At 54.0% G+C, this 25,132-nt stretch carries 34 protein-coding genes; 21 read left to right on the top strand and 13 right to left on the bottom strand.

The window, feature by feature from the left end; all coding sequences use genetic code 11:
• The first annotated feature begins 12 nt into the window (after positions 1 to 12).
• On the top strand, positions 13 to 708 hold the full coding sequence (locus EHN13_RS08670) for a DNA adenine methylase (protein WP_124021238.1): 696 nt from the start codon (positions 13 to 15) through the stop codon (positions 706 to 708).
• A gap of 88 nt (positions 709 to 796) precedes the next feature.
• Here EHN13_RS08670 and EHN13_RS08665 read toward each other — a convergent pair whose 3' ends face one another.
• The 4 genes from EHN13_RS08665 to EHN13_RS08645 all read right to left on the bottom strand — a co-directional run bounded on the left by EHN13_RS08665 (position 797) and on the right by EHN13_RS08645 (position 4,853).
• Positions 797 to 1,204: a type II toxin-antitoxin system death-on-curing family toxin gene (locus EHN13_RS08665; protein ID WP_124021237.1), complete on the bottom strand. Its 408-nt coding sequence runs from the start codon at positions 1,202 to 1,204 to the stop codon at positions 797 to 799.
• The gene (locus tag EHN13_RS08660; protein WP_124021236.1) at positions 1,204 to 1,548 is read right to left on the bottom strand and encodes a type II toxin-antitoxin system Phd/YefM family antitoxin; all 345 of its coding nucleotides are present in this window, start codon (positions 1,546 to 1,548) and stop codon (positions 1,204 to 1,206) included. The genes EHN13_RS08665 and EHN13_RS08660 overlap by 1 nt, the downstream gene beginning before the upstream one ends.
• A gap of 528 nt (positions 1,549 to 2,076) precedes the next feature.
• Positions 2,077 to 3,120 carry a phage portal protein gene (locus EHN13_RS08650; RefSeq protein ID WP_124021234.1) on the bottom strand — a complete coding sequence of 348 codons (1,044 nt, stop codon included), beginning with the start codon at positions 3,118 to 3,120 and terminating at the stop codon, positions 2,077 to 2,079.
• Positions 3,120 to 4,853, bottom strand: a complete 1,734-nt coding sequence (locus EHN13_RS08645; protein WP_124021233.1) for a terminase large subunit domain-containing protein — start codon at positions 4,851 to 4,853, stop codon at positions 3,120 to 3,122. The genes EHN13_RS08650 and EHN13_RS08645 overlap by 1 nt, the downstream gene beginning before the upstream one ends.
• A gap of 157 nt (positions 4,854 to 5,010) precedes the next feature.
• Between EHN13_RS08645 and EHN13_RS08640 the strand changes: the two genes are divergently transcribed.
• The 17 genes from EHN13_RS08640 (at position 5,011) to EHN13_RS08560 (ending at position 15,616) form a co-directional block, all read left to right on the top strand.
• Positions 5,011 to 5,847 (top strand): GPO family capsid scaffolding protein, encoded by an 837-nt coding sequence (locus tag EHN13_RS08640; protein WP_003835847.1) that lies wholly within the window; start codon positions 5,011 to 5,013, stop codon positions 5,845 to 5,847.
• A 22-nt stretch (positions 5,848 to 5,869) separates the two neighbouring features.
• Positions 5,870 to 6,943, top strand: a complete 1,074-nt coding sequence (locus tag EHN13_RS08635; protein WP_124021232.1) for a phage major capsid protein, P2 family — start codon at positions 5,870 to 5,872, stop codon at positions 6,941 to 6,943.
• 51 nt (positions 6,944 to 6,994) lie between these two features.
• The gene (gene gpM / locus EHN13_RS08630) at positions 6,995 to 7,813 is read left to right on the top strand and encodes a phage terminase small subunit (protein ID WP_003835849.1); all 819 of its coding nucleotides are present in this window, start codon (positions 6,995 to 6,997) and stop codon (positions 7,811 to 7,813) included.
• Between the two features lie 106 nt (positions 7,814 to 7,919).
• Positions 7,920 to 8,447 (top strand): head completion/stabilization protein, encoded by a 528-nt coding sequence (locus EHN13_RS08625; RefSeq protein ID WP_003835850.1) that lies wholly within the window; start codon positions 7,920 to 7,922, stop codon positions 8,445 to 8,447.
• On the top strand, positions 8,447 to 8,647 hold the full coding sequence (locus EHN13_RS08620; protein ID WP_003835851.1) for a tail protein X: 201 nt from the start codon (positions 8,447 to 8,449) through the stop codon (positions 8,645 to 8,647). The genes EHN13_RS08625 and EHN13_RS08620 overlap by 1 nt, the downstream gene beginning before the upstream one ends.
• A complete protein-coding gene (locus tag EHN13_RS08615) occupies positions 8,638 to 8,940 on the top strand; it encodes a hypothetical protein (protein WP_003835852.1) in 303 nt (100 codons plus the stop codon). The genes EHN13_RS08620 and EHN13_RS08615 overlap by 10 nt, the downstream gene beginning before the upstream one ends.
• Positions 8,924 to 9,469, top strand: coding sequence for a lysozyme (locus EHN13_RS08610; protein ID WP_124021249.1), 546 nt, complete (start codon positions 8,924 to 8,926; stop codon positions 9,467 to 9,469). Before EHN13_RS08615 ends, EHN13_RS08610 begins: the two co-directional genes overlap by 17 nt.
• Positions 9,466 to 9,903 carry a DUF2570 domain-containing protein gene (locus EHN13_RS08605; protein WP_124021231.1) on the top strand — a complete coding sequence of 146 codons (438 nt, stop codon included), beginning with the start codon at positions 9,466 to 9,468 and terminating at the stop codon, positions 9,901 to 9,903. Before EHN13_RS08610 ends, EHN13_RS08605 begins: the two co-directional genes overlap by 4 nt.
• On the top strand, positions 9,809 to 10,012 hold the full coding sequence (lysC, locus tag EHN13_RS24565) for an Rz1-like lysis system protein LysC (RefSeq protein ID WP_124021230.1): 204 nt from the start codon (positions 9,809 to 9,811) through the stop codon (positions 10,010 to 10,012). Before EHN13_RS08605 ends, lysC begins: the two co-directional genes overlap by 95 nt.
• A gap of 101 nt (positions 10,013 to 10,113) precedes the next feature.
• Entirely contained in the window at positions 10,114 to 10,578 is a 465-nt protein-coding gene (locus tag EHN13_RS08595; RefSeq protein WP_003835863.1) for a phage tail protein, read from the top strand.
• Positions 10,575 to 11,213: a phage virion morphogenesis protein gene (locus EHN13_RS08590; protein WP_124021229.1), complete on the top strand. Its 639-nt coding sequence runs from the start codon at positions 10,575 to 10,577 to the stop codon at positions 11,211 to 11,213. The genes EHN13_RS08595 and EHN13_RS08590 overlap by 4 nt, the downstream gene beginning before the upstream one ends.
• Complete coding sequence (locus tag EHN13_RS08585) at positions 11,210 to 11,791, top strand: phage baseplate assembly protein V (protein WP_124021228.1); 582 nt, start codon at positions 11,210 to 11,212, stop codon at positions 11,789 to 11,791. The genes EHN13_RS08590 and EHN13_RS08585 overlap by 4 nt, the downstream gene beginning before the upstream one ends.
• On the top strand, positions 11,788 to 12,156 hold the full coding sequence (locus tag EHN13_RS08580; protein WP_124021227.1) for a GPW/gp25 family protein: 369 nt from the start codon (positions 11,788 to 11,790) through the stop codon (positions 12,154 to 12,156). The genes EHN13_RS08585 and EHN13_RS08580 overlap by 4 nt, the downstream gene beginning before the upstream one ends.
• Complete coding sequence (locus EHN13_RS08575; protein ID WP_124021226.1) at positions 12,143 to 13,039, top strand: baseplate assembly protein; 897 nt, start codon at positions 12,143 to 12,145, stop codon at positions 13,037 to 13,039. Before EHN13_RS08580 ends, EHN13_RS08575 begins: the two co-directional genes overlap by 14 nt.
• Positions 13,032 to 13,649, top strand: coding sequence for a phage tail protein I (locus tag EHN13_RS08570; protein WP_124021225.1), 618 nt, complete (start codon positions 13,032 to 13,034; stop codon positions 13,647 to 13,649). The genes EHN13_RS08575 and EHN13_RS08570 overlap by 8 nt, the downstream gene beginning before the upstream one ends.
• Positions 13,639 to 15,162 carry a phage tail protein gene (locus EHN13_RS08565; RefSeq protein WP_124021224.1) on the top strand — a complete coding sequence of 508 codons (1,524 nt, stop codon included), beginning with the start codon at positions 13,639 to 13,641 and terminating at the stop codon, positions 15,160 to 15,162. Before EHN13_RS08570 ends, EHN13_RS08565 begins: the two co-directional genes overlap by 11 nt.
• Before the next feature lie 4 nt (positions 15,163 to 15,166).
• Positions 15,167 to 15,616, top strand: coding sequence for a tail fiber assembly protein (locus EHN13_RS08560; RefSeq protein WP_124021223.1), 450 nt, complete (start codon positions 15,167 to 15,169; stop codon positions 15,614 to 15,616).
• Here the strand turns inward: EHN13_RS08560 and EHN13_RS08555 are convergent.
• On the bottom strand, positions 15,613 to 15,816 hold the full coding sequence (locus tag EHN13_RS08555) for a tail fiber assembly protein (protein ID WP_124021222.1): 204 nt from the start codon (positions 15,814 to 15,816) through the stop codon (positions 15,613 to 15,615). The genes EHN13_RS08560 and EHN13_RS08555 overlap by 4 nt on opposite strands.
• Positions 15,817 to 15,818: 2 nt before the next feature.
• Positions 15,819 to 16,115, bottom strand: a complete 297-nt coding sequence (locus EHN13_RS24560; protein ID WP_420912877.1) for a gp53-like domain-containing protein — start codon at positions 16,113 to 16,115, stop codon at positions 15,819 to 15,821.
• Positions 16,116 to 16,294: 179 nt separating this feature from the next.
• Between EHN13_RS24560 and EHN13_RS08550 the strand changes: the two genes are divergently transcribed.
• Positions 16,295 to 16,852 carry a recombinase family protein gene (locus EHN13_RS08550; RefSeq protein ID WP_124021221.1) on the top strand — a complete coding sequence of 186 codons (558 nt, stop codon included), beginning with the start codon at positions 16,295 to 16,297 and terminating at the stop codon, positions 16,850 to 16,852.
• Between the two features lie 41 nt (positions 16,853 to 16,893).
• Here the strand turns inward: EHN13_RS08550 and EHN13_RS08545 are convergent, their stop codons facing one another.
• Genes EHN13_RS08545 through EHN13_RS08520 form a run of 6 tightly spaced genes read right to left on the bottom strand, consistent with a single transcriptional unit; the run spans position 16,894 to position 22,610 of the window.
• Positions 16,894 to 17,382 (bottom strand): phage tail protein, encoded by a 489-nt coding sequence (locus EHN13_RS08545; protein ID WP_124021220.1) that lies wholly within the window; start codon positions 17,380 to 17,382, stop codon positions 16,894 to 16,896.
• Positions 17,383 to 17,398: 16 nt separating this feature from the next.
• Complete coding sequence (locus EHN13_RS08540) at positions 17,399 to 20,377, bottom strand: phage tail tape measure protein (RefSeq protein WP_124021219.1); 2,979 nt, start codon at positions 20,375 to 20,377, stop codon at positions 17,399 to 17,401.
• Positions 20,364 to 20,519: a GpE family phage tail protein gene (locus tag EHN13_RS08535; RefSeq protein WP_032941227.1), complete on the bottom strand. Its 156-nt coding sequence runs from the start codon at positions 20,517 to 20,519 to the stop codon at positions 20,364 to 20,366. Before EHN13_RS08535 ends, EHN13_RS08540 begins: the two co-directional genes overlap by 14 nt.
• A gap of 5 nt (positions 20,520 to 20,524) precedes the next feature.
• Positions 20,525 to 20,860 (bottom strand): phage tail protein, encoded by a 336-nt coding sequence (locus EHN13_RS08530; protein ID WP_124021218.1) that lies wholly within the window; start codon positions 20,858 to 20,860, stop codon positions 20,525 to 20,527.
• A gap of 49 nt (positions 20,861 to 20,909) precedes the next feature.
• On the bottom strand, positions 20,910 to 21,422 hold the full coding sequence (locus tag EHN13_RS08525; RefSeq protein ID WP_003835886.1) for a phage major tail tube protein: 513 nt from the start codon (positions 21,420 to 21,422) through the stop codon (positions 20,910 to 20,912).
• On the bottom strand, positions 21,423 to 22,610 hold the full coding sequence (locus EHN13_RS08520; protein ID WP_124021248.1) for a phage tail sheath subtilisin-like domain-containing protein: 1,188 nt from the start codon (positions 22,608 to 22,610) through the stop codon (positions 21,423 to 21,425).
• A 152-nt stretch (positions 22,611 to 22,762) separates the two neighbouring features.
• Here EHN13_RS08520 and EHN13_RS08515 point away from each other — a divergent pair, with 152 nt between their 5' ends.
• Together EHN13_RS08515 and EHN13_RS08510 are read left to right on the top strand one after the other, a co-directional pair.
• Complete coding sequence (locus EHN13_RS08515) at positions 22,763 to 23,893, top strand: phage late control D family protein (protein WP_124021217.1); 1,131 nt, start codon at positions 22,763 to 22,765, stop codon at positions 23,891 to 23,893.
• A 45-nt stretch (positions 23,894 to 23,938) separates the two neighbouring features.
• The gene (locus tag EHN13_RS08510; protein ID WP_003835893.1) at positions 23,939 to 24,190 is read left to right on the top strand and encodes an Ogr/Delta-like zinc finger protein; all 252 of its coding nucleotides are present in this window, start codon (positions 23,939 to 23,941) and stop codon (positions 24,188 to 24,190) included.
• A 36-nt stretch (positions 24,191 to 24,226) separates the two neighbouring features.
• Here the strand turns inward: EHN13_RS08510 and EHN13_RS08505 are convergent, their stop codons facing one another.
• Complete coding sequence (locus EHN13_RS08505) at positions 24,227 to 24,928, bottom strand: hypothetical protein (RefSeq protein ID WP_124021216.1); 702 nt, start codon at positions 24,926 to 24,928, stop codon at positions 24,227 to 24,229.
• Between the last annotated feature and the right edge of the window lie 204 nt (positions 24,929 to 25,132).

The following is a 25,132-nucleotide window of genomic DNA, read 5'->3' as shown; positions in this document are numbered from 1 at the left end:
GGTAATAAGGCAATGAGCTATCTGGGAAGTAAGGCGGCAAGCGGTGTTTATCAAAAAATCATCGCCGAAATGCCCCCGCATGATACGTACATTGAAACGCATCTAGGCAGCGGTGCGGTGATGTTTTTCAAGCCGCTTGCAGCCAGGACGATTGGAATTGATGTGGATGAAAATTCTTTTAAATTAACGCGGGAACGCTGGTCAAAGATGGGGAAAACGCCGCCTCGGTGGAATCTATATCACGGTGATGCGGTAGGTTTTCTGGAAAGAGAAGACTTTACTCAACATGGCCGCGTGCTGGTTTATTCCGATCCTCCATATCTGCCAATAACGCGCACCAGCCGCGCCCGCTACCGTTATGAATATACCGTTGCCGATCATGAGCGTCTGTTAGCCTGCCTCATGAGCCTGCCGGAGAACGTCAGCGTGATCCTTTCTGGCTATCCGTCGCAGCTTTATAACGAAACGTTAGTGGGCTGGCGCAGCAAAGAGTTTCAGGCTATGACACGCGGAGGTGTACGAACAGAGAAAATCTGGATGAATTATCCGGAGGGGCGCGCATACTCTCATACGTTCGCCGGGAAAGACTACAACGACAGATACAGGATTAAGCGGAAGGCGAAGCGCTGGAAGGAAAAATTTGCTGCGTTACCACCTGCCGAAAGGCTGGCAATCATGGTGGCGCTTAACGAGGTAGATGCAGGGTAGTAAAAAGCCGCCTGGCTGGCGGCTTTTTAGGTGAACTGTGACTTAAAATCCGTCAAATTCATCGCGCTTTGCCATATATTTTTCACTGTTAAAGATAGTCTTCTTCATAGTCATTTATTAACTCATTCCCATAATCAGAAAGCAATTTAAGGGCGAAGGTTGTTTCTTCCAGACTGGCTGCGCCCATCGCAGCAAATACCGTTAATTTGACCAGCAAAAGTGAGCTGGAAAGTTCAGAGCCATTCATCATCAAAAATATAGATGCGGCCTGAAAGGCCGTGCGTTTGTTGCCATCATGGAATGCGTGGGCCTTTGCGATACCGATCAGATACATGGCAGCGAGTGCATAAATATCATCAATACCTTCGTAATAGTGCAGGGTCTGGACACGGTTCAGTGCGCCGTCAAGCAGACCAGTATTCGCAGTTCCACTCTGCGGAAGTGTTTCGGCATGGATACGCTGCACTTCCTCAGTCGACAGAAAAACCAGATCCATTAGTTGTCCTCAAGTCTTTTGATGATTTCCGCATGCTTTTCCTTTGTGCGTTTCATCGCATCCTCAAAAGAAAGAGCCTTCCTTCCATGGGAAAATAGTGCCGGGTGATGTTTTTCAAGGTTGCCAATAGCCTGAACCAACGGAAGCTGGCTCATTTTTTTTGTCTTCTCACGAAAATCTCTAATCTCATCACTGGCCGAGATATATTCAGGACTAAGATCTGAGCCTGACAACACGACATTTTTCTGATCCTCACCTGTGATGGCTATGCTTCCGCCAGAGCGAAGATACTCCAGCATCTCGCCAAGATTTGCGCGAAATTCAGCGTCAGTTACAGTTTTCATATTCGTATCCATTGTCCGCGTCCATAGCGTAAGTATAACGATCAATCGCGCAATAATAACACGCTCCAGGGCGGTTTCATGCGTTGCACAAACGTGCACAAATTTGCACAATTTTTTTGATGCTGTTTATGCCCTTTCCGGCCTGTACTGGCGCGGTTTGAGCCGGGATCCGTGCCTGCACAAAAAAAGGGGCGTTTGTCGCGCGCAGGTGACGGGGGAACAGCCCCCGCAACAGGGGCAGGAAGGGGATCCCCTTTAGATACACGGATTAACGCCGTAATCGCTGCTTTGCGTGTCGTTTAGTCGTGCGCTGTTATGTTTTGATGGTGTGGGAAAACGCCCGCCAGCGTGGCGCTCAGGCGCTCTGATGTGATCGATGTATTGAGCGGTGTTCAGGCGTCAGTACGCTGCTCCCGAGGGGGAAGAGCAGCAGGGATATTTAAAGTATTTGATAATGTGTCGGACGGTTCGCCATGCGCTGGCCGGAACAGTCAGCGCTGGCGGTGGTTTATGGTGAGGCGTTGCGGGTTAATTCTGTTCCAGCAGGGCGTAGGGGTTAAACCGGATCACCTCTTCGCCCAGCCAGTCGTTGACATGTTTCATGGCCTCCATCACTGGCATAAGCTCGTTAATCGCATAGACCCGTGCGGCTTTCTCCACGTCGCCAAACGATCCCTTCTCTCCGGGCATGGCCCCCATCAGCTGCGGTGGCACCCGATGAGCGGCAAGGATGTCGTCACGGGAAGATGCCTTGACGTTCATGAATTCATCTTTCGCAGTGATCTGCTGAAACGGCAGGATCTGCACACCATCTTTGCCGCCGCCAGGTGCATGCAGCAGGATATTCTTGAAAGCTCCCTTCCCTCTGGACTCTGACAGCGTTTTCTTTACCACCTCAACACTCTTGTCGTTGGCCTGCGCCGAACTGATGTAGATGATACAACCCGCATGAGAGCCGTTGTCATAGTACAGCTTGCGGAACGTATCGGCAGAGTGCGCCAGGCTGGCAGACAACAACCCGCCGATATATTCCGGCATGCCGTAGATTTCCTGATTGATATCAGGATTCATGATGTGGCACACATCACCGCGCCGGAAGGTGTACTCTTCCTTCCCTTCCTGCACATACCAGTAAGTATCAAGGTCTGTCCCCCTGCGCGTGTATTTCGCCAGGGCATGCCGTAGCTCCAGCGGTCCACCGAGCCGATTACTGCGCAGCTCAAGATAGGTGTTACCGAAAACAAACCAGTCGAGGGCAAATCCGGAGAACGCCTGACGCGATAACAATTTGTGGGGGATAAAACAGCCGAGCAACACGTTGCGTTTAAAGTACAGCGCGGACTGATGCCATGACGTTTTGCGCGATGCGCGCGCCAGTCCGTACCAGTCAACCGGCGTTTCAAAGTACCGGCCATTATCGGCACAGTACATGTTATCCAGCAGATCATAGCTCTCCGCCCGGTAAGGGCCGTCAAAGCTGAAGGCACTCAGCGACGGGGCGCTTCTCAGTGCGTCAGACAGGTCGCGCGATGTGGCTGGCTGGCGGTTGTAACTCTTTTTACTCTTTTTCATCAGAACTCCATCGCGAATCCACCGCTGCCGTCTTTTTCCTGTCCCAGCGGTTCGTTGATAATGGCGAGCATCGTCGCCCAGGCAAGATCACCATGGCTGATGCCGCGGGATCGGTCAGTGTCATAGGTGATAAACCCGCCAGGTGTCTTGACCTTTCGCACGGCATTGAAGGCCGTCACAAGTGCCCGCTCACTGCGATCGTATTCCCAGCGACCGGCGCGAATGATATGGAGCATTTTCAACACCAGGGCGCGCTTTGACGCCAGGTTAAAGGTGTACGGCACCGCCATGGGGAAGAACTTTTTCACTATTTGGTAGACGGCTTCACCGTTACCACCGGTCACGTCAATGCCAATATGCTGAACGTTATATTTAAACGTCAGGTTTTCGATAACCTTCGCCTGCTCTTCGAACTCCAGCCCCTGTACCTGGATGGTTTCTATCGTGCGGAACTTACCACCAGGCACCAGAGGTGGCACTGTGACGGATACCCCGCCGCTGTCCCCCTTACCACTGCTACCGTTGGCGTCATAGCCAATCCAGACAGCACGCTGTCCCATTGGTCTGCTGGCGAAAGGTTTCCAGTCAGGCCACTCGTCGTAACCATCAGCCCCACAACCGATCAGCGCGTTAAGGTTGAACGCCGACTCACCATCCCGGACGAATTCGCACATGTACAGGTTCTGGAATTCATCGTCGCTGTTCTCGTCCTGTATCTCTTCAAGGTCGGTATACTCCCAGCCGTGTTCTATAACGTCTTTCAGGGTGACAATCTGACGCCAGGTTTTATCCGGACACAGCAGGCCGCTGTTGAGCGTCTTCCAGGTCACATCAAACGCCTGCCGCTTCGATTTGGCGCGCTTTTCGTTCCAGCGATCGCCCGTCCAGAACGGGTAAGCCTCGTGCGTTTCGCCTGATGGCGTGGAAAAGTAGGTTCGCGTCAGCCCTTTCAGTGTCGCCATCGCCCCCGCCACTTTGCGCAGGTTGGTGAAATTGCTGACCCAAAAGAATTCATCGAATTTAAGGTTGCCGGTATATGACTGCGCGGTTGCTGCTGATGTACCGAGAAAGTGCAGCTCTGCGCCGTTGGACAACACAATTTTGTCGCCCCCCTTCAGCTCAACGTCCACCTCTTCCGCCACTTTCTGAATGAATCCCCTGAACTGGTGCGCCTGACGCCGGGAAGCCGATAAAAAGATCTGGTTACGCTGATACGGGTATTTCACATCATCCCGCAGCGCATCAAGCAGCGCTTCACGGGCGAAATACCAGGTGGCACCAATCTGACGCGACTTAAGGATCATGCGGTTACGGTGGTGACGTTGTTCATACCAGCCGCGCTGATGCCAGGACAGGGAGTCGAGGATTTTTTCCCGCAGTGCCGTTATCTGCTCATCCGTGAAATGGTTCTTCAGCTTGCGTTTACGTGTTTTTTTGCCGCCAGCCGTTTCTGCGGGCTGGCCGTCATTCAGCTTTTTCAGTTGCCGGGTCAGCAGGTCAATCTCCTTGAAGTCGCCCCCGGTCTTCTCTTTCTTGTCTGTCAGCTGGATAAGACGAGCATCCATGGATTGCGTGACACGCTGGATAGCTGGCGTTTCGTCCCATTCGTCGCGTTTCTTCCACGAATAAATTGTGTTCTGGCTGATACCCATCAGGCGCGAGATCTCCGCTGGCGGGTAGCCCTGCCAGTAGAGTTGTTTTGCGCGTAGCCGTACAAAAGCGTCCTGAATCATCTCTTCTCCCCTTGTATGCCGGGAAGATTACCGCGCGCGCGATCCCGCTTTCGCCCTCTTTCAGTTCTGTGCCTTCAGCGACAACAAAAGCACGTTGAGACAGCAACTTACGCTCTGTCATCATGACCATAAACCAACCAGTAACAGGACAATCAGCATGGCGAGCACCGCAAAACCAGCCCGCAAAAAGTTTCGCGTCGCCGTTTCTGGCGCCACCGTTGACGGTCGCGAAATCAGCGGCGAACACCTGAAAGCGGCAGCAGAAAGTTATGACCCGAGCGTTTACGCTGCGCGTGTGAACGTGGAGCACTACCTGTCAATGCTTCCTAACAGCGACTTCAGCGCAATGGGGGACGTTACCGGACTCAGCGCCGAAGATATTACCGATGGCCCGTTGAAAGGCCGCACCGCGCTTTATGCGGAGATCGAGCCTTCGGCACGTATGAAGCAGCTCACCGATGAAGGCAAAAAGGTGTATTCCAGCATTGAACTACACCCGCAGTTTGCGCTGAACGGTAACGCCTATGTTGTCGGGCTCGCCATGACGGACACCCCGGCAAGCCTGGGCACTGACCGTCTGAAATTTGCCGCCCAGCAACGCGCACAGGTCATGGCGTTCAATAACCAGCAAACCGAGCCACCGATGTTTACCGAAGCGATGGAGGCGGAGGTTATCGAACTGACGCAGCAGCGCACTGAAGAAGGTAAGCAGTGGCTCAGCCGCGTGATGGACCTCATCGGCAAAGGCCGCAAATCCGACAGCGAGCAGTTCAGCCAGGTGCGTGAGGCCGTTGAAAATGTGGCGCAGTCTCATTCTGACCTTCTCGATCGTTTCAATTCACTGGAACAGAAGAACAGCGAAGCCAGCCAGAAGGTTGAAAAACTCACCAGTGAATTAACCACCCTGCGGGAACAGTTGCAGACCCAGGACAGTAACCAGGCGTCCCGCTTTGCTGCCACCGGTGGTAATGGCGCACAGCTGGTTGATTACTGATTTAACGAAGAGAGACAGACTAATGACAATCGTACTTTCCGGGAATACCCGCACGCAGCTTGAGCTGTACATGCAACGTCAGGCACAACTGAGCGGCGTGACCGTCAGCAACCTGACTAAACGCTATTCGGTGGATCCGTCCGTGCAGCAGCGGCTGGAAAATGCCGCCAAAGAAAGCACCGAACTGACGCAAAAGATTAACGTTATCGGCGTTGACGATCAGGAAGGCGATAAAGTCCTGGTTGATACCACCGGGCCGATTGCCCGCACCAACTCCAGCAGCGACGGAGCGAAGCGCCGTAACCCTGCAAGTGTTCACGAGCTGGCTGCACGTCGCTATCGCTGTGAGCAGGTGAACTACGACACCTTCATCAGCTATTCGCAACTGGATGCCTGGAGTGCTCACCCTGATTTTCAGGCCCGCGTCAGCCAGCAAATTGCACGACAGATTGCACTTGACCGCATCATGATCGGGTTTAACGGCACCTCGCATGCGCTGATCTCCGATTTCGCCACTAACCCGCTGCTTCAGGATGTGAATACCGGCTGGATGGAGCAAATCCGTAAGCATGCAGCGGCCCGCGTCATGTCAGATGTGACCATTTCCACCCGCGACATGGATAACAAAATCACCGCCAAGGGGCTGTATGGCAACCCGGATGCGCTGGTACAGGATGCCCGTTCTTCTCTGCTGGATGAATGGCACAAGGACGCGCCGGATCTGGTGGTGCTGATGGGGCGTGATTTGTTCAACACCCTGCGCCTGCCGTTGATTAACGCGATGAGCACCACCAACCCGAACACGGAACTGATGGCCGGGCAGCTGATTATCTCTTCGCGCTTTATTGGCGGTTTGCAGGTGTTCCTTGCGCCATTCTTCCCGAAAGACGCCATGCTGATCACCTCGTTCAGCAACCTGTCGATCTACTTCCAGAAGGGGTCTCTGCGCCGCCTGATGAAGGAGGAGCCGGAATACAACCGTATTGCAACCTACCAGTCGATGAACGATGCCTACGTGGTGGAAGACTACGGCAAAAGTGCACTGATTCAGGGCATTAAGTTTGCCGATGCCCCTGCTGAGGGTAGCGGTGCGTAACTGACGGCACGGGCGCACGCAATGCGCCCGTCATAACGGAGGACATAACTGATGCTGACACCGGCACAGAAACATTTTCAGAGCGTCATGGCGCAGCGTACGGGACTCAACACCGGTGAAGAAACCCTGGGCGAGCGTACTGCACACGAGCAGATCCTGCACCGCCTTCGCCTCGCGCAGTCACGGTTAAGCGGGATCCAGGCCAGGGCGGCAAAAGCGGAGGTTAAAAAAGAACTTCTGCCCGATTTTGCCGGATGGATTGACGGCACGCTTGAAGGCGACAGCGGTCGCCAGGACGAAGTGATCACAACCCTGATGGTATGGGCTGTCGACTGTGGTGATCTGGCGCTTGCCCTGCGCATCGGCGAGTACGTAATACGCCATAACCTCAGTCTGCCGGACAATTTCGGGCGTGATGCCACGACGGTACTGACAGAAGAGATTTGCAATCCGATCCTGACGCTGGCGGGAACCGATCCTGATGCGGATTTATCCGGCTTCATCGCCCCGCTGGATACGCTGTGGGAGATGGTCGCGAACCGTGACATGCCTGATGAGGTGCTTGCCAAACTTTGTAAAGCCTGCGCCTTCGCTCGTCGCGCCTCCACTGACCCGGAGACGCAGGGCGCTTCGCTGAAGCTGCTTCGCCAGGCGATGCACCTCAACCCGAACGCCGGTGTTAAGCGTGAGATCGCCGCATTAACCCGCGCACTTAAAAAGGTTCAGGGTGCCGGTGGTGATGTGGCCGCTACTGCCGAAAGTGACGTTGCTGCAGAAAAGAAAGAGCCTGCGAAGACTAAAGCCAGCAGAACGCCGCGCAAAACGACCACCGGCAAGGCCAGTGCCGCCCGCAAGAGCACGAAAAAATAATTAACGACTTCGACCCCCGTCGACAGGCGGCGCGACCGGCGATCTGAACCCTCTCCGTGTTCTTTTTTCCGGTCGCCCACCGCCTGATTTTTCCGGAGAGCGCCCTATGAGCATGGTGGCAAAACCCAGAGTAGAACCGGCAGAAAACGACACCACCGATATTGATGACGGTGAAGAGAAAGTCACTGCCGGAGTGTTCTGGCCTGACATTGTGCTTCGGGAGCTGCGTCTTGCCAGCCGCATTCCGGGCAGGACAACCACTTCACGGCTGATGTATGTCACCACCGAAGCCGTCGCGCATGTTACCGATGAACTTCAGGAGTGGCAGCAGCAACAGCAGGCAGAAGGTTACAGCACGCTGGCGGATGCCCCGACCATTAAACCGAATGGTGAACCTGAAATACCGCCGCGAAAAATCAACGGCGAGAGTATCAATATTCACCGCTACCGCCGTGCGGTCTATGCCGCCACGCGCGCCCTTATCCTTGAGAGCGCCCGCGACGTGGACACAACCAACAAGAGCGACCGGAAAGCCGATGCGCTGGACACGCAGGCGGAAGACCTCTGGCGCGACGTGCGCTGGGCTATTGCCGATATTCGCGGTGCTCAGCGTATCTGGGCGGAGCTTTGCTGATGAAAGTGAAGGCACTACAGGGCGATACCGTGGATTTACTGTGCTGGCGTCATTACGGCACCACGCAGGGGATGACGGAGAAAGTGATCGCAGCCAATCCTGGGCTGAGTGGACAGTTATTCCTTAATCCTGGTCAGGAGGTGGAACTCCCGGATCAGGGGCAAAAGAAACAACGGGAGATGGTACAGCTATGGGGCTGAATATATTCCAGCGGATAAATGACCACATCACTTTTTTTATGTCAGTGATGGTCACTGGTATCGGCGTAATGACCATCAGCGAAAAGATCGCGATGGCGGGTCTGCTGTTAGGGGCGCTTTCGCTGGCCCGCGCCTGGCTGCACCGTGGCAGGATGGAACGGGCGCAAAAGCGCCGTAACGATCTGATTGCACAGATCCTCAGTCAGTCTGAAGCCAGGAGCCTGCACGAAGCGGAACGCCGGGCGCTTGAGCTGTTACAGCATGACGGGCATGACGATGAATCTGCCCGTTAAGCGCTACGCCGTCGCCGTCATTGTTGCGCTGGGGATCTCGCTGGCTCCGGAAGCCCTGCGTACATCCGAAGAAGCGCAGGTAAAAATTGCCACATGGGAAGACTGCCGCGCCACCCCATACCGTGACATTGCGGGAGTGGCAACGGTCGGCTGTGGATCCACTGGCAATGTGCAGAACCGACTGTACAGCGAAAGCGAAGTGGCGAAGCGCTGGGTTAATGACCTGCGTCATGCAGAAAACTGCATTAACCAGAATTTTAACGGTGCGGACATGCCACAGTCTGCGTTTGAGTCCATGACGGACGCGGCCTATAACCTGGGCTGTTCTGGCCTGATGTGGTTCAAAGACAAAAATGGAACACGCCAGCGCACCACCATCTGGAAACTGGCACAGGCGCACCAGTGGGCTCCTGTGTGCGACCGGCTGACCGATTTTGTTAACAGCAGCGGGAAGCGTGTGCAGGGATTACTCAACCGCCGCACCGATTTTAAGGCCTGGTGCCTGCGTGATGTCGAGACACAGCGATGAATCAGACAATCACTCTTTGCCTGCTGCTGGCGCTGGTTACGGGCGGCTTGCTCTGGCAGACAAACCAGCGCGGGAAAGATTCGGTTCGTAATGATGAGCTTTCCCGTGAGCTGAAAAGTACCGGCGAAATCATGGGTGAACTGCGGGCAATAAAAGCAGACGTCACTGTTCTGCTGGCGCAACGGCAGGCAGAAGAACAGCAACGAAATGTACAAGGGGAAATCAGACGTGAGCAGATGCGCGAAGCAACGAAAAACGATACGTGCGCTAACACTGTTGTACCTGTTGCTGTCAGTAACAGCCTGCAAAAGCGCACCGCCAGTACCACGGTTAACGTTAGTGCACGAACCGGTGCCGGAAAGCCTGACAGCCGCGACGCCGCAGCCGGAACTGGCAAGCCCCGTTACCTGGGGCGGAATAGCCAACTGGAGTGATCGCCTGCGCGATGCGCTGGATAGCTGCAATGCCGATAAGGCTGCGATTAGTGAACTCGATATTCGCCGCCTTAAACGACTGAATGAGAACACGGGAGCCGGACAGTGACGTTATTCGATTTTATTGCTGAGCATCCATTCTGGACGCTTATTTATCTGCTGATCATTGCGAGCGTAATTGAGCGCTTCGCACGTTAAAAAGGTGCCACCATGCTGAAGATTAACTCACTGCGTGAAGCGATGGTCCACGCCAGCCGCTGGTGTAAAGCCAACCCGGAGAAATTCACCGTATTTGTGGAAAGCGGCGGTATCGAGACAACCGGCGAAACACCTTCTTTTGCCTACCGCTATAACCTGGTGTTTTTCGCCATGGATTTTCCCGGCGATATTGATGATTTCACCTTACCGCTGATGGCCTGGCTCTGGCACAACCAGCCAGACCTGCTGCTTAACCCTGAGAATAACAAAGATGTTAAGTTTTCAGTCGCCATCAATGACGACGACAGCGCCGATATTCTTTATGAAATCCCGGTCAGGGAGCGCGTGAAAGTCAGTCGCGATGAAGACGGAACCGTCCACGCAGAACACCTGCCAGAACCAAAACCCCGTATTCCATCAGCAGGCGGAGACTGGCACGCCGTGTTTGAAGACGTGACCTGGGAGACTGCTGTATGAGTGACGATCGCTTTCGTGAACTTGATAAGGTATTCAGCGATATCCTTGCGGGTATCTCTGCGTCCGGGCGGACTCGCTCGGCCCGTCTCATCGGGCAGGAAATCCGCCGCAGCCAGCAGCAGCGTATCCGGGCGCAAAAAGGCCCGGACGGAGCCGCTTACCCACAACGCAAGCGCAGGATCATTCGTTCCCAGCAGGGCATTAAATTTATCTGGAATAACGAAGTCAGGACGCTGAAAAACTGGCACGGCGGGCGGGGGAAATACGGACGCACTATCACCGGCTTTGACACCGAACGTAATGACATTCGCACGTTTTACCGCAGCGATATTGATCGTTATCTGGAAATTAACACGCGTTCGCTGCGTCGTGACACGGCCCGTAAAGCACCGATGTTTGAGCGCCTGCGCACACTGCGGTTTATGAAGATACGCCCTGATGTGCAGGGTGTGACCGTGGGTTATGACGGTGTGGCTGCGCGTATTGCCCGCGTGCATCAGTACGGCCAGCGTGATCAGGTCGGGCCGGGTGTCGTGACTAAATACCCTGTTCGTGAACTGCTGGGCCTGTCTGCGGCGGATGAACATCTGATTTACAACGCCACCATTAACAGCCTGGGAAGTGCCGCACGATGAATGCCGAACTGATACGCCTGCTGGAAAACATCATTCGCACCGGCGTTATTTTTGCCGTTGATGAAGAAAAATGGTGTGTCCGCGTGCGTAGCGGAAATCTGGAAACGGGCTGGCTGCGCTGGAACACCACGCGGGCGGGGGTATTCAACATCTGGATCCCGCCTTCCGTTGGGGAGCAGGTTTCCATTGCCTGCATCGGCGGCAACCCGGAGACCGCCATTATTCTGGGGAGCCTGTACAGCAATGATCACCCGGCACCGGGCAGCAGCCTGAAAGAAATCGTGATAACGGCACCAGACGGTGCAGTTGTCCGATACGACGCCGACGCCAGCGCACTGGAAGCCACCGGCATGAAGACCGCGAAGATTCAGGCGGCTGTTGGCGTCACACTGGATACGCCCGTTGTGGAATGCACAAAGCATCTGAAAACCGCCACGTTTGAAGTTACTAAAGGCGGCAAGATGCAAGGTGATATTGAGCACAGCGGCGGGAAAATGACCTCTAACGGTGTGCAGGTTGACGACCACGGTCATGGTGGCGTTAAACGGGGCGGCGACTGGACGGAGGACACGAAATGACAGCGACTTACACGGGGATGAATCCCAACGGCACTGGCACCCTGAATGATGCCGATCAACTGTGGAATTCAGTGAAGGACATACTGACCACGCCGCTTGCCAGCCGGGTGATGCGACGTGATTACGGCAGTCTGGTGCCTGACCTGATTGATGAGCCGCAGAATGATGCCACCCGCCTTCAGTGCATGAGCGCCGCCGTTATCGCGCTGGCACGCTGGGAAACCAGAATTGCGCTCAACACCATTGATATCCGCTGGTCAAAGGATGGGCGGGCTGTGGCAGAACTCTCCGGCATTATCACCCGGAATATGCAACCGGCCACCGTCACGATGACGCTACGGGAGAGCAGCCATGGCGACCGTTGACTTATCGCAACTTCCGAAGCCGCAGATCATTAAAGTGCTGGACTTCGAAGAGATCCTTGTTGAGGTCAAAGCGGACATGATTGCAGCATTTCCTCCGGAGCAACAGGCTGCTGTTTCCGCTGCGCTTGAGCTGGAATCTGAACCCCTGAACGCCATTGCCCAGGTATTCGCCTACCGGGAAATGATGCTGATGCAGCGTGTAAATGACGGGGCGGCGGCGTGCATGCTGAGTCATTCCACCTTCAGCGACCTGGACAATCTGGGGGCCAATAATAACACCCAGCGCCTGGTCACGAAGGAAGCCACAGATACAACTGAGGCCGTCTATGAAAGCGACGCAGCATTCCGGCTACGCATTCAGAGTGCGTTCGAAGGGCTGAGCGTCGCGGGACCAACTGGCGCATATGAGTATTTTGCAAAAAGTGCCAGCGGTAAGGTGGCTGATGCCAAAGCAACCAGCCCGTCACCTGCAGTGGTCGTGGTCTCCGTGCTTTCCACGGAGGGAGACGGAACGCCAGACCAGGCGTTACTGGCAACCGTTAATAAAGCGCTGTCTGCGGATGACAAAAGGCCGGTCGCCGATCGCCTGACAGTTCAGGCGGCAGAAATCGTGAATTATCACATCAACGCCGTCCTGTATCTCTATCCGGGGCCGGAGTCTGAACCCATCCGCACCGCCGCAGAGGATGCGTTACGGTTGTGGATAAGCCAGCAGGGCAAGATAGGTCGTGACGTTGCCCGCTCCGCCATTATGGCGGCATTGCATGTGCAGGGCGTTCAGCGAGTGGAATTACCGGAGCCTGTCAGCGATATCGTTATTGATGACACGCAGGCTGCGCGGTGCGAGTCATTCACTATCACGGTAGGGGGAACAGATGAATAACAGCCTGCTCCCGCCTTCCGCCAGCCGCTTCATGCGGGATGTTGAGAAAGTCACCACACGGCTTGACCGTATTCCGGTTGACCTTCGCAAACTGTGGAACCCGGACGAATGCCCCGTTGACCTGCTTCCCTATCTTGCCTGGGCGCTGTCAGTTGACCGCTGGGACAAAGGCTGGTCAGAACAGACAAAACGGCAGGTTATTAAAGCCGCCTGGCTCGTTCATCGTCACAAAGGCACGATTTCGGCGCTGAGACGCGTCGTTGAGCCTTTTGGGTTTTTACTGCGGGTGATCGAGTGGTGGCAGAGCAACGAAGAGCCGGGCACCTTCAGGCTTGAAATCGGCATTCAGGAACAGGGGATCACGGAGGAAACCTACCGCGAACTTGAGCGCCTGATTGATGATGCAAAACCCAGAAGCCGTCACCTGACAGGTCTCACCCTGTCGTTGCAGACACAGGGCATCATCACAGCAGGTGCAGGTTGTTACACGGGCGATACGCTAACCGTTTACCCCTATTTTCCTGAAACCATATCCGTGAGCGGTGGCGACTACACCGGCGCGGCAGTCCATTTTATTGATACCGTGGAGATCGCAGCAAATGGCGACTAAATATTTTGCCCTGCTAACCAATATCGGGGCCGCAAAACTGGCAAAAGCCACGGCTTTGGGTACAAAGGTTGAGATCACCCAGATGGCCGTAGGCGATGGCAATGGCGTACTGCCTACTCCTGATCCGGCCCAGACCGCGCTGATACATGAAATTCGTCGCGCACCGCTGAATATGCTGACCGTCGACCCGGCAAATGCCAGTCAGATAATTGCGGAGCAGGTCATACCGGAAGACGTGGGCGGGTGGTGGATCCGTGAAATCGGTCTGTTTGATAAAGACGGCGATATGATTGCGGTTGCCAACTGTGCGGAGACCTACAAACCGCAGTTGCAGGAAGGCAGCGGACGCGTTCAGGCCATCCGTGTGATCCTGATCGTCAGCAGCACCGAAGCGGTAACACTGAAGATTGATCCGGCTGTCGTACTGGCAACGCGCCAGTATGTTGATAATAAAATTATTGAGGTGAAGAGTTACGCTGACGGACTCATGCGTACCCATGAACAGTCGCGCAACCATCCCGATGCAACCACTACAGCTAAAGGTTTTACGCAGCTTAACAGCAGTGTGACGGATGACAGCGAGACACAAGCAGCAACCCCGAAAGCCGTAAAAATTGCGATGGATAACGCAGGCGCGCGGCTGGCAAAAGATCGCAATCTCGCCGATTTACCTAATCCGGCACTGGCCCGCCAGAATCTGCAACTGGGTAACAGCTCGACGAAAAACACAGGTACAACTGCCAATACCGTTGCGGCGGGTGATGATGAGCGTATCACCGGTGCTATGCAGAAAAACCAAAACGGCGGGGATATTCCAGATGTGGCGAAGTTTCTCCAAAACCTTGGTTTGAGCAAATCGAGATTTGCTGTCGTTACGTCATCCCAGGCAATTACTATTCCGAACTGGGTAACTGAGATTTATGTAACAGCGAGCGCGGGTGGCGGCGGTGGCGGCGGTAGCGGTGGTTCTACGAACCTTACCGGTACTGGTGCGGGTGGTCAGGGTGGCGGTTCTGGTGAATTTGTTGTGAGAAAAAAATTTACAGTTACGCCTGGCTCCACGATTAACGTCACTATTGGTGCTGGGGGGGCTGGCGGTATTGCTGGTACGCCATCAATAAATGGAGGTAACGGCGCCGCTGGCGGCGGCACTGTTGTTGGTTCACTGCTGACTTTAAACGGTGGTGGTGGTGGCCATGGTGGTGATTCTTTTATGGGATCTGGATTACCCGGTGGTGGTGCGGGAGGTACTGGTTATCCAGCAGGACAGGATGGTCAGGATGGTGCTAATACAATCCTTGGGAATGGCTGCGGAGGGAATGGTGGCAACTCATTTTTTGGTGGCGGTGCAGGTGGTTCAAGAGCTGGTTCAGCTGGTGTTGACGGGAAAGATGCCTATGGGTATGGCTCTGGTGGCAGCGGTGCCGGAGGTGGATATGGTGGAAGTGGTGGCGGCTCTAATGGTGGTGTCGGTGGGAAAGGGTCCTCTGGTATTGTGATAATTGAGTGGTGATGTAATGAGCAAAACATACGCAGTAATTGAAAACGGAATGGTTGTAAATGTCATCATCTGGGACGGGAAAGCCGCTATGGGCTGGGGTGGGAACCAGTCGTTGATTCAGATTTCGCAACTTGGCGGAGCATCATCCGGGATATCACAATCTGGAGGCGGTCTACTACCAGGCATCGGCTGGTCATATGCTAATGGGGTGTTTACGCCCCCAGATATACCACAGCCGGTAAAATCTCACGATGAATTAGTCGCAGAGGCTGAAGCAGAAAAACGCGCCCGTATTGATGCGGCAACCAGCCGAATTGTCGTCTGGCAGACAAAGCTGTTGATGGGGCGTAAGCTAACGGATGATGAATCCGCCAGCCTTAACACCTGGATGGACTATATCGATGCGGTGACTGCAATAGATACCAGCACCGCACCGGATATCAGTTGGCCTGAACTGCCCATTTAATTTGCCATTCCCCACGTGGGTAGCCCATTGCTACCCACAACACGTTTCATCCCCTCCGGAGGCACTCCTAAAAACTCCAGTGCCATATCGTCATCGACGGGCTTAATATCATCAGGCAAAACGCCATTTGCACGGTATGCGTCGAGTAACACTGTCGGGTAAAATTGATTCGTTGACGCGCTATAAAAGTAAATATTCATTATCACCACCCCTTCGCAAACCAGTTACATGTCAAATTTGCCGGATTCACGTTATTACCTTCTGCGGTTGCGCAGCCAACTCTGAATTTTGAATTACTGACAGGGAATGCCTGTGAAATCTCAGCATATGATGTGTCATTCGGATCTGAGCTAATCAAAACGAACACACAACGATTCGGGAACGGGATGACAAAGTCCCCATCGCCGTTTCCATAATTTCCGCGCCCCCACTGCTCCAGAAATCCGTCTGGAGTCAATCGCCACCCGTAATCCGCTTTCAGCGATGTCCACTTGCTCATGTCGGGGATCTGGTTTGTCCCGGTCCCTACATCCCTTTTTGCCGCTTCTCCCAGACCAACGTTTTCCGGAACACACCACCACTTCTGACTATGCTGGCCATTTTCTGCAGTACAGCCAGAAATGACGTTGCTCGATACAATGCGGGCCGCTAATGCGTTTACAGGTGGAGTGATTTTCTATGCTGATTGGAAATGTACGGGTATCAACAAATGACCAGAACACCATGCTGCAAATAAATGCGCTGGAAAGCGCAGGATGTGTGCAAATATTTGAAGATAAAATAAGCGGTACAAAAGCGGAAAGACCTGGGTTAAAGCGGTTGCTAAAGACGCTTCAGGAAGGTGACACGCTGGTAGTCTGGAAGCTGGACAGGCTGGGAAGGAGCATGCGTCATCTTGTCATTCTGATCGAGGAATTGCGCCAGCGTGGTGTTAATTTTCGTAGCCTGACAGACAGTATTGATACCTCTACCCCTATGGGACGTTTTTTCTTTCACGTCATGGGCGCACTGGCCGAGATGGAAAGGGAATTGATTGTAGAACGGACGCGAGCCGGGTTAGCGGCAGCACGAGAACAGGGGCGCATTGGTGGTCGCCGACCAAAACTGACACCAGAAGAATGGGCGCAGGCCGGTCGACTGCTCGCGGCAGGAGAGCCACGGCAGCGCGTGGCTATGATATTTGATGTAGGTATTTCTACTCTGTATAAGCGGTTTCCGGCGTCTGGAGGTCAGTAAAATGCACCTCCAGATTTGACTATACTCAATACTGCGCAGTGCTACACCAACCCGGACAGCGTGCTGTTTATCGAGTTATACGCCGTGTTGGCACCATCCTTCAGCCCGGTCAACAGATCACCGACAGAGGAAGACTGAAGCCGTTCGCGAAGGTCTTCGTCACAACGCTGAAAACTGATTGAGAACTCTATTTTTTTCGCCTTACCGTAACGGTCAAGTTCCGATCGGGTGGTTTGCAAGCCGGTGATAACATACATCCCGTAAATCTGCCCTGTACCATCAATCAAAGGCCAGGGGCGTCCGGTATATGCCTGCGTGGTCAACACCGTCAGCGAAACCTCGCCGCCAGTAATTTCCGGGTAGAGCACGCCGGAAAGCGTGATCTGATCTTCACCGGCCCCAATGTACTGCCAGCTTGCCGAACGGTTGATTCGCTCGTTTTTGACGTGCCGCCAGGATTTATTTTGCTGTAGCTGCTGATGGGGTAGCGTCTTCAGCTCAAACACAAACATACCGTAAACCATCATCATAACGTCACCTGTTCACCTAATCTTTGTCCCGGAAACTGCCGCGACCTGCGCGGGTCAGCCGGTCTAATTCTGCCTTAACCATTTCCCCAACAGTCTTCGCCAGTTCGCGGGGATTCTGCGTCACCACGTTGTGCAGATGTACGTGAATTTCACCGTTAAACCCACCTGCAGCACTGTCATTTCTGGCGCTGTCGCCTGGGCGTCTGACCGGGGGTAACATGGCCTGCACAACAGGTGCCGCTGCCGCTGCAACAACCGGGGCAAGCGGCGGAGCTATAGCGGCAGAGGTTCGTGCAAGTTTTGACTCCTGCCATTCACCACGTACTGCCAGGGCACGGGGCAGATTTTTGAAGACGATATCACCGGGGCCAATCCGTTTTTTCGTCTCCTGAAGCATGCCGCCCGTGTTATCGGATATTTTCTGTAGTCGACGCTGAGTTCCCTGATCACCCGTCAGCGGTGTATGTGCCGGTGGAGGCGGTGTTGTACCTGTTTCAACTTTCGGGGGAGAAGGCTTCCACTCTTTCTTCACCATCTTTTTCTGTTGTGGATCCCACTCCCACATAACAGGTTCTTTTTTCAAATCATCGAGCTTTCTTCTGGCCTTTTCCGCTTCATCAGGCAGCACACCCAACTTTTCAAGTATCCAGGCCAGTGAGTCCATGAGGGCTTTGGCCGGAGTCAGCACTAGTTGCAGCGCACCGCCAAGCACGTTGCCAAAGATTTCCCCGGCGCTGGCGCATTTATCAAGCGTCTCTTTGCTGGACTCCATCGGGGTAAGGAGTTCTTTAAACCAGCTCCACACCTGACTGATGCCATTGCTGATAGCGTCAAGCAGCGGGCTGAATTGTGCAAACGACTCCCGGAGTGGTGCCAGCCTTTCCATAATGCCGCTGAACACACCGGCAAAAAATGCTTTGATGGGCTCCCAGTATTTCCAGATAAGCAGGCCAGCCGCGACAAATGCCGCGCCGACCAGACCTATCGGACTCAGTAACAGCGACAGCGCGCCGCCAAGCACCGATACAGCACCGGTGATCATTCCCCACAAAACAGGGAGACCGGTAAGGCGAAGCGCCAGCATCGCGATACCGCGAACAAGAGAGCCCAGCGCGGCACCTGGTGAGGCAAATACCGCCAGCAACATCCCTCTCAGCGGGCCCAAAATACCCGTCAGTCTGCCAGCCCCTCTCGCCATTGAAGAGAATGCAGAGGGCCAGCCTTTGATACTTCCCATCGGCCCGCCCATAAGCGCGCGCAACTGAGCAAACATCGGGATGGCCCGACCGAGTCCTTTTGTTCCGGTCAGCAACGCAAAGCCAAGTCGCAATTTTGCTATTGGCCCCAGCAATACCCCAACAACCAGAGACAATCCACCGATGATGGCCGTAAAGGCCAGCGCACTGCCGCCGATAATCAGTAATGTCTGCGTTAACCGGGGATTTTCTTTTGCCCAGGTGGTCATTGCCCCGACAACATCACTGATCCCCTGAACCAGTCCACGAAGTGGCCCGTCAAGCAGCTCTTCAATCTGGATGCGAAATCCTTCCCAGGCGCTGTCGAGGTTCTTCAGATCGCCATCAAGGTTATCCGCCATCTTTTTCGCGACTGTGGCAGATTCACCCTGCGCTTTTTTCAGCTCAGCCAGCAGCTTTTGCAGCTCACCACTTCCCGCAGACTGCACCAGAGCCTGGAAGGATTTGGCAGCTTCCTCACCGGCAATGTCTTTGAAGAACGAAAGTCTGTCCACATCGCCGTACTTACTGACGGCCTTATAAACATCAGCAAGGACAACTTCAGCCGGTCGCATTTTCCCGGTTGCGTCTGCAACGCTGACCCCGAGTTCTTTGAGCGCATCTTTGGCTTTGCCCGTTGGCGCAGCCATGCGGGAAAATGTGGACTGTAGCCCCGTACCGGCGATACTGCCGCGCAAACCCACGTTTGCCATAACGCCGATCATCGCAGTGGTCTGCTCAACGCTGACACCCAACCCGGCCATCCCTGTTCCGGCGTATTTCATCGCCTCACCAATGTTTGCCAGGTCGGTGTTGGTGCGCGTAAACGCCGCCGTCAGCACGTCACTGACCCTGTCCATCTCTTTCGGATCCAGTTTGAACTGCGACAGAATGTTTGAGCCGATATCGGCACTTTCGCCCAGCTCCATCCCACCGGCCAGCGCCATGTTGAGAACGCCGGGTAACGCAGCCTGTATGGCCTGTGGCGTGAATCCGGCCATCGCGAGAAATGCCTGACCACTGGCCGCATCACGGGAGTTGAACTGCGTTTCAGCCCCCAGCTTTTTAGCCTGCTCGCGCAATGCAGCAAACTGCGGATCGGTTTTATCGAGACGCGTCAGCGCCCCGACGCGGGATACTTCCCTGTCAAACCCTACCGCTGGTTCCAGAAAACGCCCGGCACCATAACCCGCAACGGTAGCGGCCCCCATGGCAACCGCACCTCCGCCGCGTAATTTACCGGCCATCTGCTGAGTATGGTCATAGCGTGCACGCGCCTGCGTCACCCGCGCCAGCATCTGCCGCTCGCGCTCCAGCGTCTGGTTGTACTGTTCGGTACGCCGTATGGCGCTCTGGATGGTTCGATCGCTGCCGGAAAGCGTGACGCCATGCCTGACCATCACAGCCGTCGCCTCGCGCAGCTTCTCTTTCTCACGGGTGCGTACTTCATTCAGGCGATTCAGCTTTGCCGTCAGCATTGCCATGTGTTCGCGCTGTTTGTCCGTCATCGCGTTCCCGGCCTGCTGTGCCTGCCGGAGGCCATTCAGTTCTCGCTGTGCCGTCTGGATCTTTTCGGTGGTTTTGGTGAAATTTTCGCGCAGGCGGGCAAACGCTTTTGACTGCGTCCCCAACGATTTAATGTCGGTCTGGGTTTTCCTGAGAGAATCAGAGAGACCGCCCACACTCTGGCGGGCGGTTTCAACAGGTCGGGTCAGTTTATCGATCGCGCTGAAGGCGATACGGATATCAAGTGTCTTCATCTTCACGGGCTCCGCTACGTCGCGCGGCCCGTTCGCGCCAGGTGATAACCTCACCCGGATCCATCATGTAGATATCGGCGCGCGACCAGTTAAAAACAACGGCAATATCGGCGACCAGCTCTTCAATCTGGTCGAATTTCACCACCGTTACAGTGCTTCCGTCTCCGGCTCGCTCTGTGCTCCAGAGCCCGTAGGAACCAAAAAAGGCACGATCGCCTGAGAGAGCGCGATAAAATCAGCGGTAGCCATCTTTTTAATTTCGCTTTCTTTAAGACGTGGCGAAGTCACGCGCGTGAACAACGTCACCAGTGTGTCTGTTTTCATGTTGAGCACATCCGAGAGCGACAGGCCACGCAGCGAACCAGACTGTTTAATTTCCTCGCCAATCTCCACGTAAGTGATCGTCTCTTCGCTGCGTACAATCGGCTGGGCCAACGTTACGCCACCTTCAGCCGTTACTGATGCTGTATCATTTTTTTTCATCGTTGAGTCTCCGGGCGGCACAAAAATGTGCCGCCGTCAGGGTTGATTATCAGCCCATTCCCAGGGCGGACGTGATGCGGTCAGGGTAGATATTCTTGCCGTCTTTCTTGTAGATAAAGTTCAGCAGGTCAATCTCAATAATCGGCTTATCGTCGATGGAGAATTTGTAATACGTCGATTTGAACGTGTATTTCTCGACGGTGTTTTCCCCCTGCTTGCTGTCGCCGCCGTCAAGTTCGGTAAAGCGTCCGCGAAGCTCTACTTCAACAAGCTGGCTGTCGCCATCGGTGTAGTATTCACCGGCGAAACGCAGTCGGGTGCCGTCGATATCCGCGCCATACTCAAGAAAAAGCGCTTTAATCACACCGCCAAATTCAATAGATGAATCCAGCGCCCCGGCATCCAGCCCGAGATCCACACCAACGGATCCAATCATGCCGCCCCCCTGATAGTCTTCCAGCTTGCGGCTGAGTTTCGGGCGGGTAAACGAGGTGACTTTCCCGATCTGGTTATCGCCGTTAACAAAGCAGGTGAACAGGCGGAGTTTATGAGGAACAGCCATTTACGCACCTCCCAGAGAAGCGAATGCAGGTCCAAAGAATTCATCCGTGAAGGTCTGATGCAATGTCAGATCTTCCAGCGGCGGCACTGGTGTATATTTGTAGCGGATACGCACCCGCCCCTGACGAAGGTCAGTGGTGCTGTTGTCCACCACGTCATACCAGCATTCAGCACCGATAAGACGCCCTGACGTGACCAGTTTGTCCAGCTTCGCGCGGATACCGCTGATAACGTCTTTCACGTTCGCGGGGGTCAGCGGTTCGTCAATATCTTCAAACTGCGCTTCCGCGATACTGTCTGCCAGCACCTGCGCAGTGCGGGTGTAGACTTCAAAGATATAGTCTTTGGTATCCGGCGTGCGGTTGCCCCAGAAACGAAAGCCGTTACGCTTAATCAGCGTGGTGATTTCTTTGTTGTTCAGCGCGTTGGCGTCGCTGTCTTCAGCCTGAAGCGACCAGAACACCTGTTTTGAAATCCCAAGCACGTTTTTTACCGGGACGTTTGACAGCGACTTGTGCCAGCCCTGAGTGTGATCGATTTGGGCACGCAGGCCGCAGGCATACGCCGGAGCCGGGAACACTTCGTTTTTGCCGGACACCGGGTTATAGGCGATGAAGTCAGGCCAGATAAGCATCAGTTCGCGGTACGCGAAGGTAGCGCGGTAGGCGATAGCATCCGCCATCGTTTCACAGCCGTTGCACCCGGCATACACAAAGGCACGCAGCTTCTCTGCAATCACACACAGTGAGGACGTCACTTCCTCTGTGTCGAGATCGGGCGCTGACAAAATGCGCGGACGATATCCGATACGCTCATCCTGTTCCGCTACCAGAAAGGCATACATCCCGGTATAAGTGCCATCGGGTTCCGTGCCGCCGATTACCAGCTGCGACTGCGTTTTTTTACCTTCACCGGCTTCCGCTTCTGCGACACGCACGACGATGACTTTTGTGCTGACCTGGTCAGCAACTGCTTTCAGGCTCTTGTACAGCGTACCGGTCTTACCCGCCAGGCCCAGCACATCGTTGACCCGATGAAGAAGAACGGGTTTATTCAGGGGGAAGGTGTCAGCGTCAGCATCATCCGCCATAGCAACAATCCCGATAACACTGGAATCAATGTCATCAATGGCTGTCACCAGGTCGGTATTTTCTCTGACGCGGGCACCGTGGAAACGCGCTTCGCTCATGTTTTCCACCATTATGTTGTTTGAGTTCGCAGCCATAATCCCCCATGCACCAGGTCACTTCACGCATTAAGGATTCTGACCGTCAGCCCACAACAAAAAGGGGTTCTTGCTTCCCGCGCGCGCGTGAAATCATGCGGAACAACGGAGGCGCTATGACACTGACCGACACACTCAATCTGAAAATCAACAGCTGGCTGGACAACCTGGACGATGCGATAAAGATCCCCGATTACAGCATCACCGCAGGGGGCGAATTACTGTCTGACCTGAATGACCGGATCATGTCGGTATCGATGACCGATAACCGGGGGTTTGAGGCCGACCAGATAACCATCAGCGTGGATGATGCGGACGGCATGGTTAAACTGCCGCCACGCGGAACACAACTGGCTTTATCGATGGGCTGGAAGGGTGAGCCGCTGATATACAAGGGGCTTTATACCGTGGATGAGATATCCCACGAAGGCCCGCCCGATACGCTGCAAATTACCGCCAGCAGCGCCGACTTTAGGGAGGAATTTAACGTCAAGCGCGAAGCCTCATGGCATGACGTGACGGTAGAACGCGTCGTCTCTGCAATCGCCCATCGCTATAAGCTGAAGGCGCAAATCAGTGAAATGCTGATGAATATTGAAATTGACCACGCTGACCAGACCGAAGAAAGCGACATGTCATTTTTAACGAGGATGGCCGACATGCTGGGAGCCATTGCCACCGTCAAAAATGGCTATCTGTTATTTATCCAGCCGGGCGGCGGCATAACAGCAGACGGTAAGGCGTTGCCCTCTTTCGCGCTGACGCGAAGCGACGGAGATAGACACAGGTTCCGAATTGCTGACAGGCAAGCTTATACCGGCGTGCAGGCGTACTGGCTGGATCTGAATTTTGGCAAAAAGAAAAAGGTAAGCGTCAAACGCCGCAAGCCGTCAAAGGAAAAAAAAGAAAAGAGCAGCAGCCGCGAAGGTGACTATATGGAAGGGGCTGAGGGTAACGTGTATGTCCTGCGGAAAACTTACCAGAACGAAGAGGCAGCAAAGCGTGCCGCTGCGGCTAAGTGGCAGCAGCTTCAGCGGGGGGCGGCGGAATTCTCGATCACCCTGGCGCGTGGACGCGCTGACCTCTACCCGGAAATGCACGGCACCGTGTCAGGCTTCAAAGCGGAAATAGACAACCAGGACTGGATAATTGCAAAAGCGGAGCATGTGATTGACGACAGCGGTGGATTTACTACGCAGCTGGAGCTGGAGGCCAAAATACCCGAATGGATAGCCGAAACGGAATAAGCAGAATACAATGGCCGGGAGTTCAACTCCCGTGGGGGAGCCATTATGTTCAGATGTCCAATTTGCGGCGCGTCAGCCCGTATCCGTACCAGTTCACCAATGAATGACACCAACACCGTCCGGCGTAAGTTTTATCAGTGTAACAGCCTGGAATGTGGCGTTGGATTTTCCACGCTGGAAAGCGTGGAACGCCTGACCCGGCGACAGAAAGAAAATCCGCTACCTGATAGCTTCATTCCTCATGATGCATTTCCGCCATCACATCGCGGTCGGGATCAACTGAATCTGGCGATATAAAACAAAGCCCCGCAGATAATTGCGGGGCTTATTTTTTTATTGATGGTACTCAACAATATTACCTGTATTTAAATCAACTTTAGCCGATGCACTATCTTTAACTGTTGCCCCATAAGCATTGCTGCCTTGGTAGGTTGTTGTGACCACAGCATATGGTGCAGATCCAGATAGAACAAACCGATAATTAGTCTCTATGTGCTTGAATGAGGATGGGTCATTCATATTGTCTTTAATAGCAGATGTTAATGGGCGATACGAACTATCGAATGACCTAACGTTACCCATGAAGGTATCAAAATTCACCATGTTAGCGAGCAATGATGGATCTCTACCATAATCCTGTTTGCACCAGTCGAGGGCATCTTTGGATTTAACGTTATCATCTTTGGTAAACGAATGCTGACTAATGCAATTGTAGAAATCACCAGAGGCTGATAGAGGAATGTTGGCCTGAGTTAAGTAACCATCAATAAATTTTAAGCGTTCGTCTTTTCCCAGCTTTCTCCACTGCTTAAGAGTTGTATCCGTATATTGAGCAACGTTTTCAGTCGTACCGGCCTTAGATTCAGGTTGGTCAGAGCAAGATTTAATTGCACTAGGTACAGCAATAAGTATAACGGCAAGACCGGCAACTACATGCCACCATCGTTCACCAGGTCTCTTTGAATCACAATATGGGCATTTTTTTGCCTTACGTTCCACTTCGCCACCACACTTCCTGCATGTCGTCATTGCCATCTATGGCACTCCTTTAGTTGAGGATATTGCGTCGGAAGTTTAGCCGCTATAAGTAACCAAAAAAAGTAAAAAGCCCCGCAACTATCTGCGAGGCTTTGTCTTTGTAAAGTGGACACTTTTTTCGAAGTGTGGACGCTATGTGGACGCTGATTTTAAAAATCCCTTTCAATCAGCAATTTAAACCATTGACCTTCCCCTTGCTGG

Origin of the sequence: Citrobacter youngae (assembly GCF_003818115.1) — a bacterium.
Lineage (GTDB): Bacteria > Pseudomonadota > Gammaproteobacteria > Enterobacterales > Enterobacteriaceae > Citrobacter > Citrobacter youngae.
The sequence above is the reverse complement of the archived record's forward strand: the minus strand, read 5'-3'. Positions and strand labels throughout refer to the sequence as shown.

Coding starts and splice junctions, on each gene's coding strand:
- EHN13_RS08670 (WP_124021238.1), top strand. CDS start 13: ATGAGCTATCTGGGAAGTAAGGCGGCAAGCGGTGTTTATCAAAAAATC.
- EHN13_RS08665 (WP_124021237.1), bottom strand. CDS start 1,204: ATGGATCTGGTTTTTCTGTCGACTGAGGAAGTGCAGCGTATCCATGCC.
- EHN13_RS08660 (WP_124021236.1), bottom strand. CDS start 1,548: ATGAAAACTGTAACTGACGCTGAATTTCGCGCAAATCTTGGCGAGATG.
- EHN13_RS08650 (WP_124021234.1), bottom strand. CDS start 3,120: ATGAAAAAGAGTAAAAAGAGTTACAACCGCCAGCCAGCCACATCGCGC.
- EHN13_RS08645 (WP_124021233.1), bottom strand. CDS start 4,853: ATGATTCAGGACGCTTTTGTACGGCTACGCGCAAAACAACTCTACTGG.
- EHN13_RS08640 (WP_003835847.1), top strand. CDS start 5,011: ATGGCGAGCACCGCAAAACCAGCCCGCAAAAAGTTTCGCGTCGCCGTT.
- EHN13_RS08635 (WP_124021232.1), top strand. CDS start 5,870: ATGACAATCGTACTTTCCGGGAATACCCGCACGCAGCTTGAGCTGTAC.
- gpM (WP_003835849.1), top strand. CDS start 6,995: ATGCTGACACCGGCACAGAAACATTTTCAGAGCGTCATGGCGCAGCGT.
- EHN13_RS08625 (WP_003835850.1), top strand. CDS start 7,920: ATGAGCATGGTGGCAAAACCCAGAGTAGAACCGGCAGAAAACGACACC.
- EHN13_RS08620 (WP_003835851.1), top strand. CDS start 8,447: ATGAAAGTGAAGGCACTACAGGGCGATACCGTGGATTTACTGTGCTGG.
- EHN13_RS08615 (WP_003835852.1), top strand. CDS start 8,638: ATGGGGCTGAATATATTCCAGCGGATAAATGACCACATCACTTTTTTT.
- EHN13_RS08610 (WP_124021249.1), top strand. CDS start 8,924: ATGAATCTGCCCGTTAAGCGCTACGCCGTCGCCGTCATTGTTGCGCTG.
- EHN13_RS08605 (WP_124021231.1), top strand. CDS start 9,466: ATGAATCAGACAATCACTCTTTGCCTGCTGCTGGCGCTGGTTACGGGC.
- EHN13_RS08595 (WP_003835863.1), top strand. CDS start 10,114: ATGCTGAAGATTAACTCACTGCGTGAAGCGATGGTCCACGCCAGCCGC.
- EHN13_RS08590 (WP_124021229.1), top strand. CDS start 10,575: ATGAGTGACGATCGCTTTCGTGAACTTGATAAGGTATTCAGCGATATC.
- EHN13_RS08585 (WP_124021228.1), top strand. CDS start 11,210: ATGAATGCCGAACTGATACGCCTGCTGGAAAACATCATTCGCACCGGC.
- EHN13_RS08580 (WP_124021227.1), top strand. CDS start 11,788: ATGACAGCGACTTACACGGGGATGAATCCCAACGGCACTGGCACCCTG.
- EHN13_RS08575 (WP_124021226.1), top strand. CDS start 12,143: ATGGCGACCGTTGACTTATCGCAACTTCCGAAGCCGCAGATCATTAAA.
- EHN13_RS08570 (WP_124021225.1), top strand. CDS start 13,032: ATGAATAACAGCCTGCTCCCGCCTTCCGCCAGCCGCTTCATGCGGGAT.
- EHN13_RS08565 (WP_124021224.1), top strand. CDS start 13,639: ATGGCGACTAAATATTTTGCCCTGCTAACCAATATCGGGGCCGCAAAA.
- EHN13_RS08560 (WP_124021223.1), top strand. CDS start 15,167: ATGAGCAAAACATACGCAGTAATTGAAAACGGAATGGTTGTAAATGTC.
- EHN13_RS08555 (WP_124021222.1), bottom strand. CDS start 15,816: ATGAATATTTACTTTTATAGCGCGTCAACGAATCAATTTTACCCGACA.
- EHN13_RS24560 (WP_420912877.1), bottom strand. CDS start 16,115: ATGAGCAAGTGGACATCGCTGAAAGCGGATTACGGGTGGCGATTGACT.
- EHN13_RS08550 (WP_124021221.1), top strand. CDS start 16,295: ATGCTGATTGGAAATGTACGGGTATCAACAAATGACCAGAACACCATG.
- EHN13_RS08545 (WP_124021220.1), bottom strand. CDS start 17,382: ATGATGATGGTTTACGGTATGTTTGTGTTTGAGCTGAAGACGCTACCC.
- EHN13_RS08540 (WP_124021219.1), bottom strand. CDS start 20,377: ATGAAGACACTTGATATCCGTATCGCCTTCAGCGCGATCGATAAACTG.
- EHN13_RS08530 (WP_124021218.1), bottom strand. CDS start 20,860: ATGAAAAAAAATGATACAGCATCAGTAACGGCTGAAGGTGGCGTAACG.
- EHN13_RS08525 (WP_003835886.1), bottom strand. CDS start 21,422: ATGGCTGTTCCTCATAAACTCCGCCTGTTCACCTGCTTTGTTAACGGC.
- EHN13_RS08520 (WP_124021248.1), bottom strand. CDS start 22,610: ATGAGCGAAGCGCGTTTCCACGGTGCCCGCGTCAGAGAAAATACCGAC.
- EHN13_RS08515 (WP_124021217.1), top strand. CDS start 22,763: ATGACACTGACCGACACACTCAATCTGAAAATCAACAGCTGGCTGGAC.
- EHN13_RS08510 (WP_003835893.1), top strand. CDS start 23,939: ATGTTCAGATGTCCAATTTGCGGCGCGTCAGCCCGTATCCGTACCAGT.
- EHN13_RS08505 (WP_124021216.1), bottom strand. CDS start 24,928: ATGGCAATGACGACATGCAGGAAGTGTGGTGGCGAAGTGGAACGTAAG.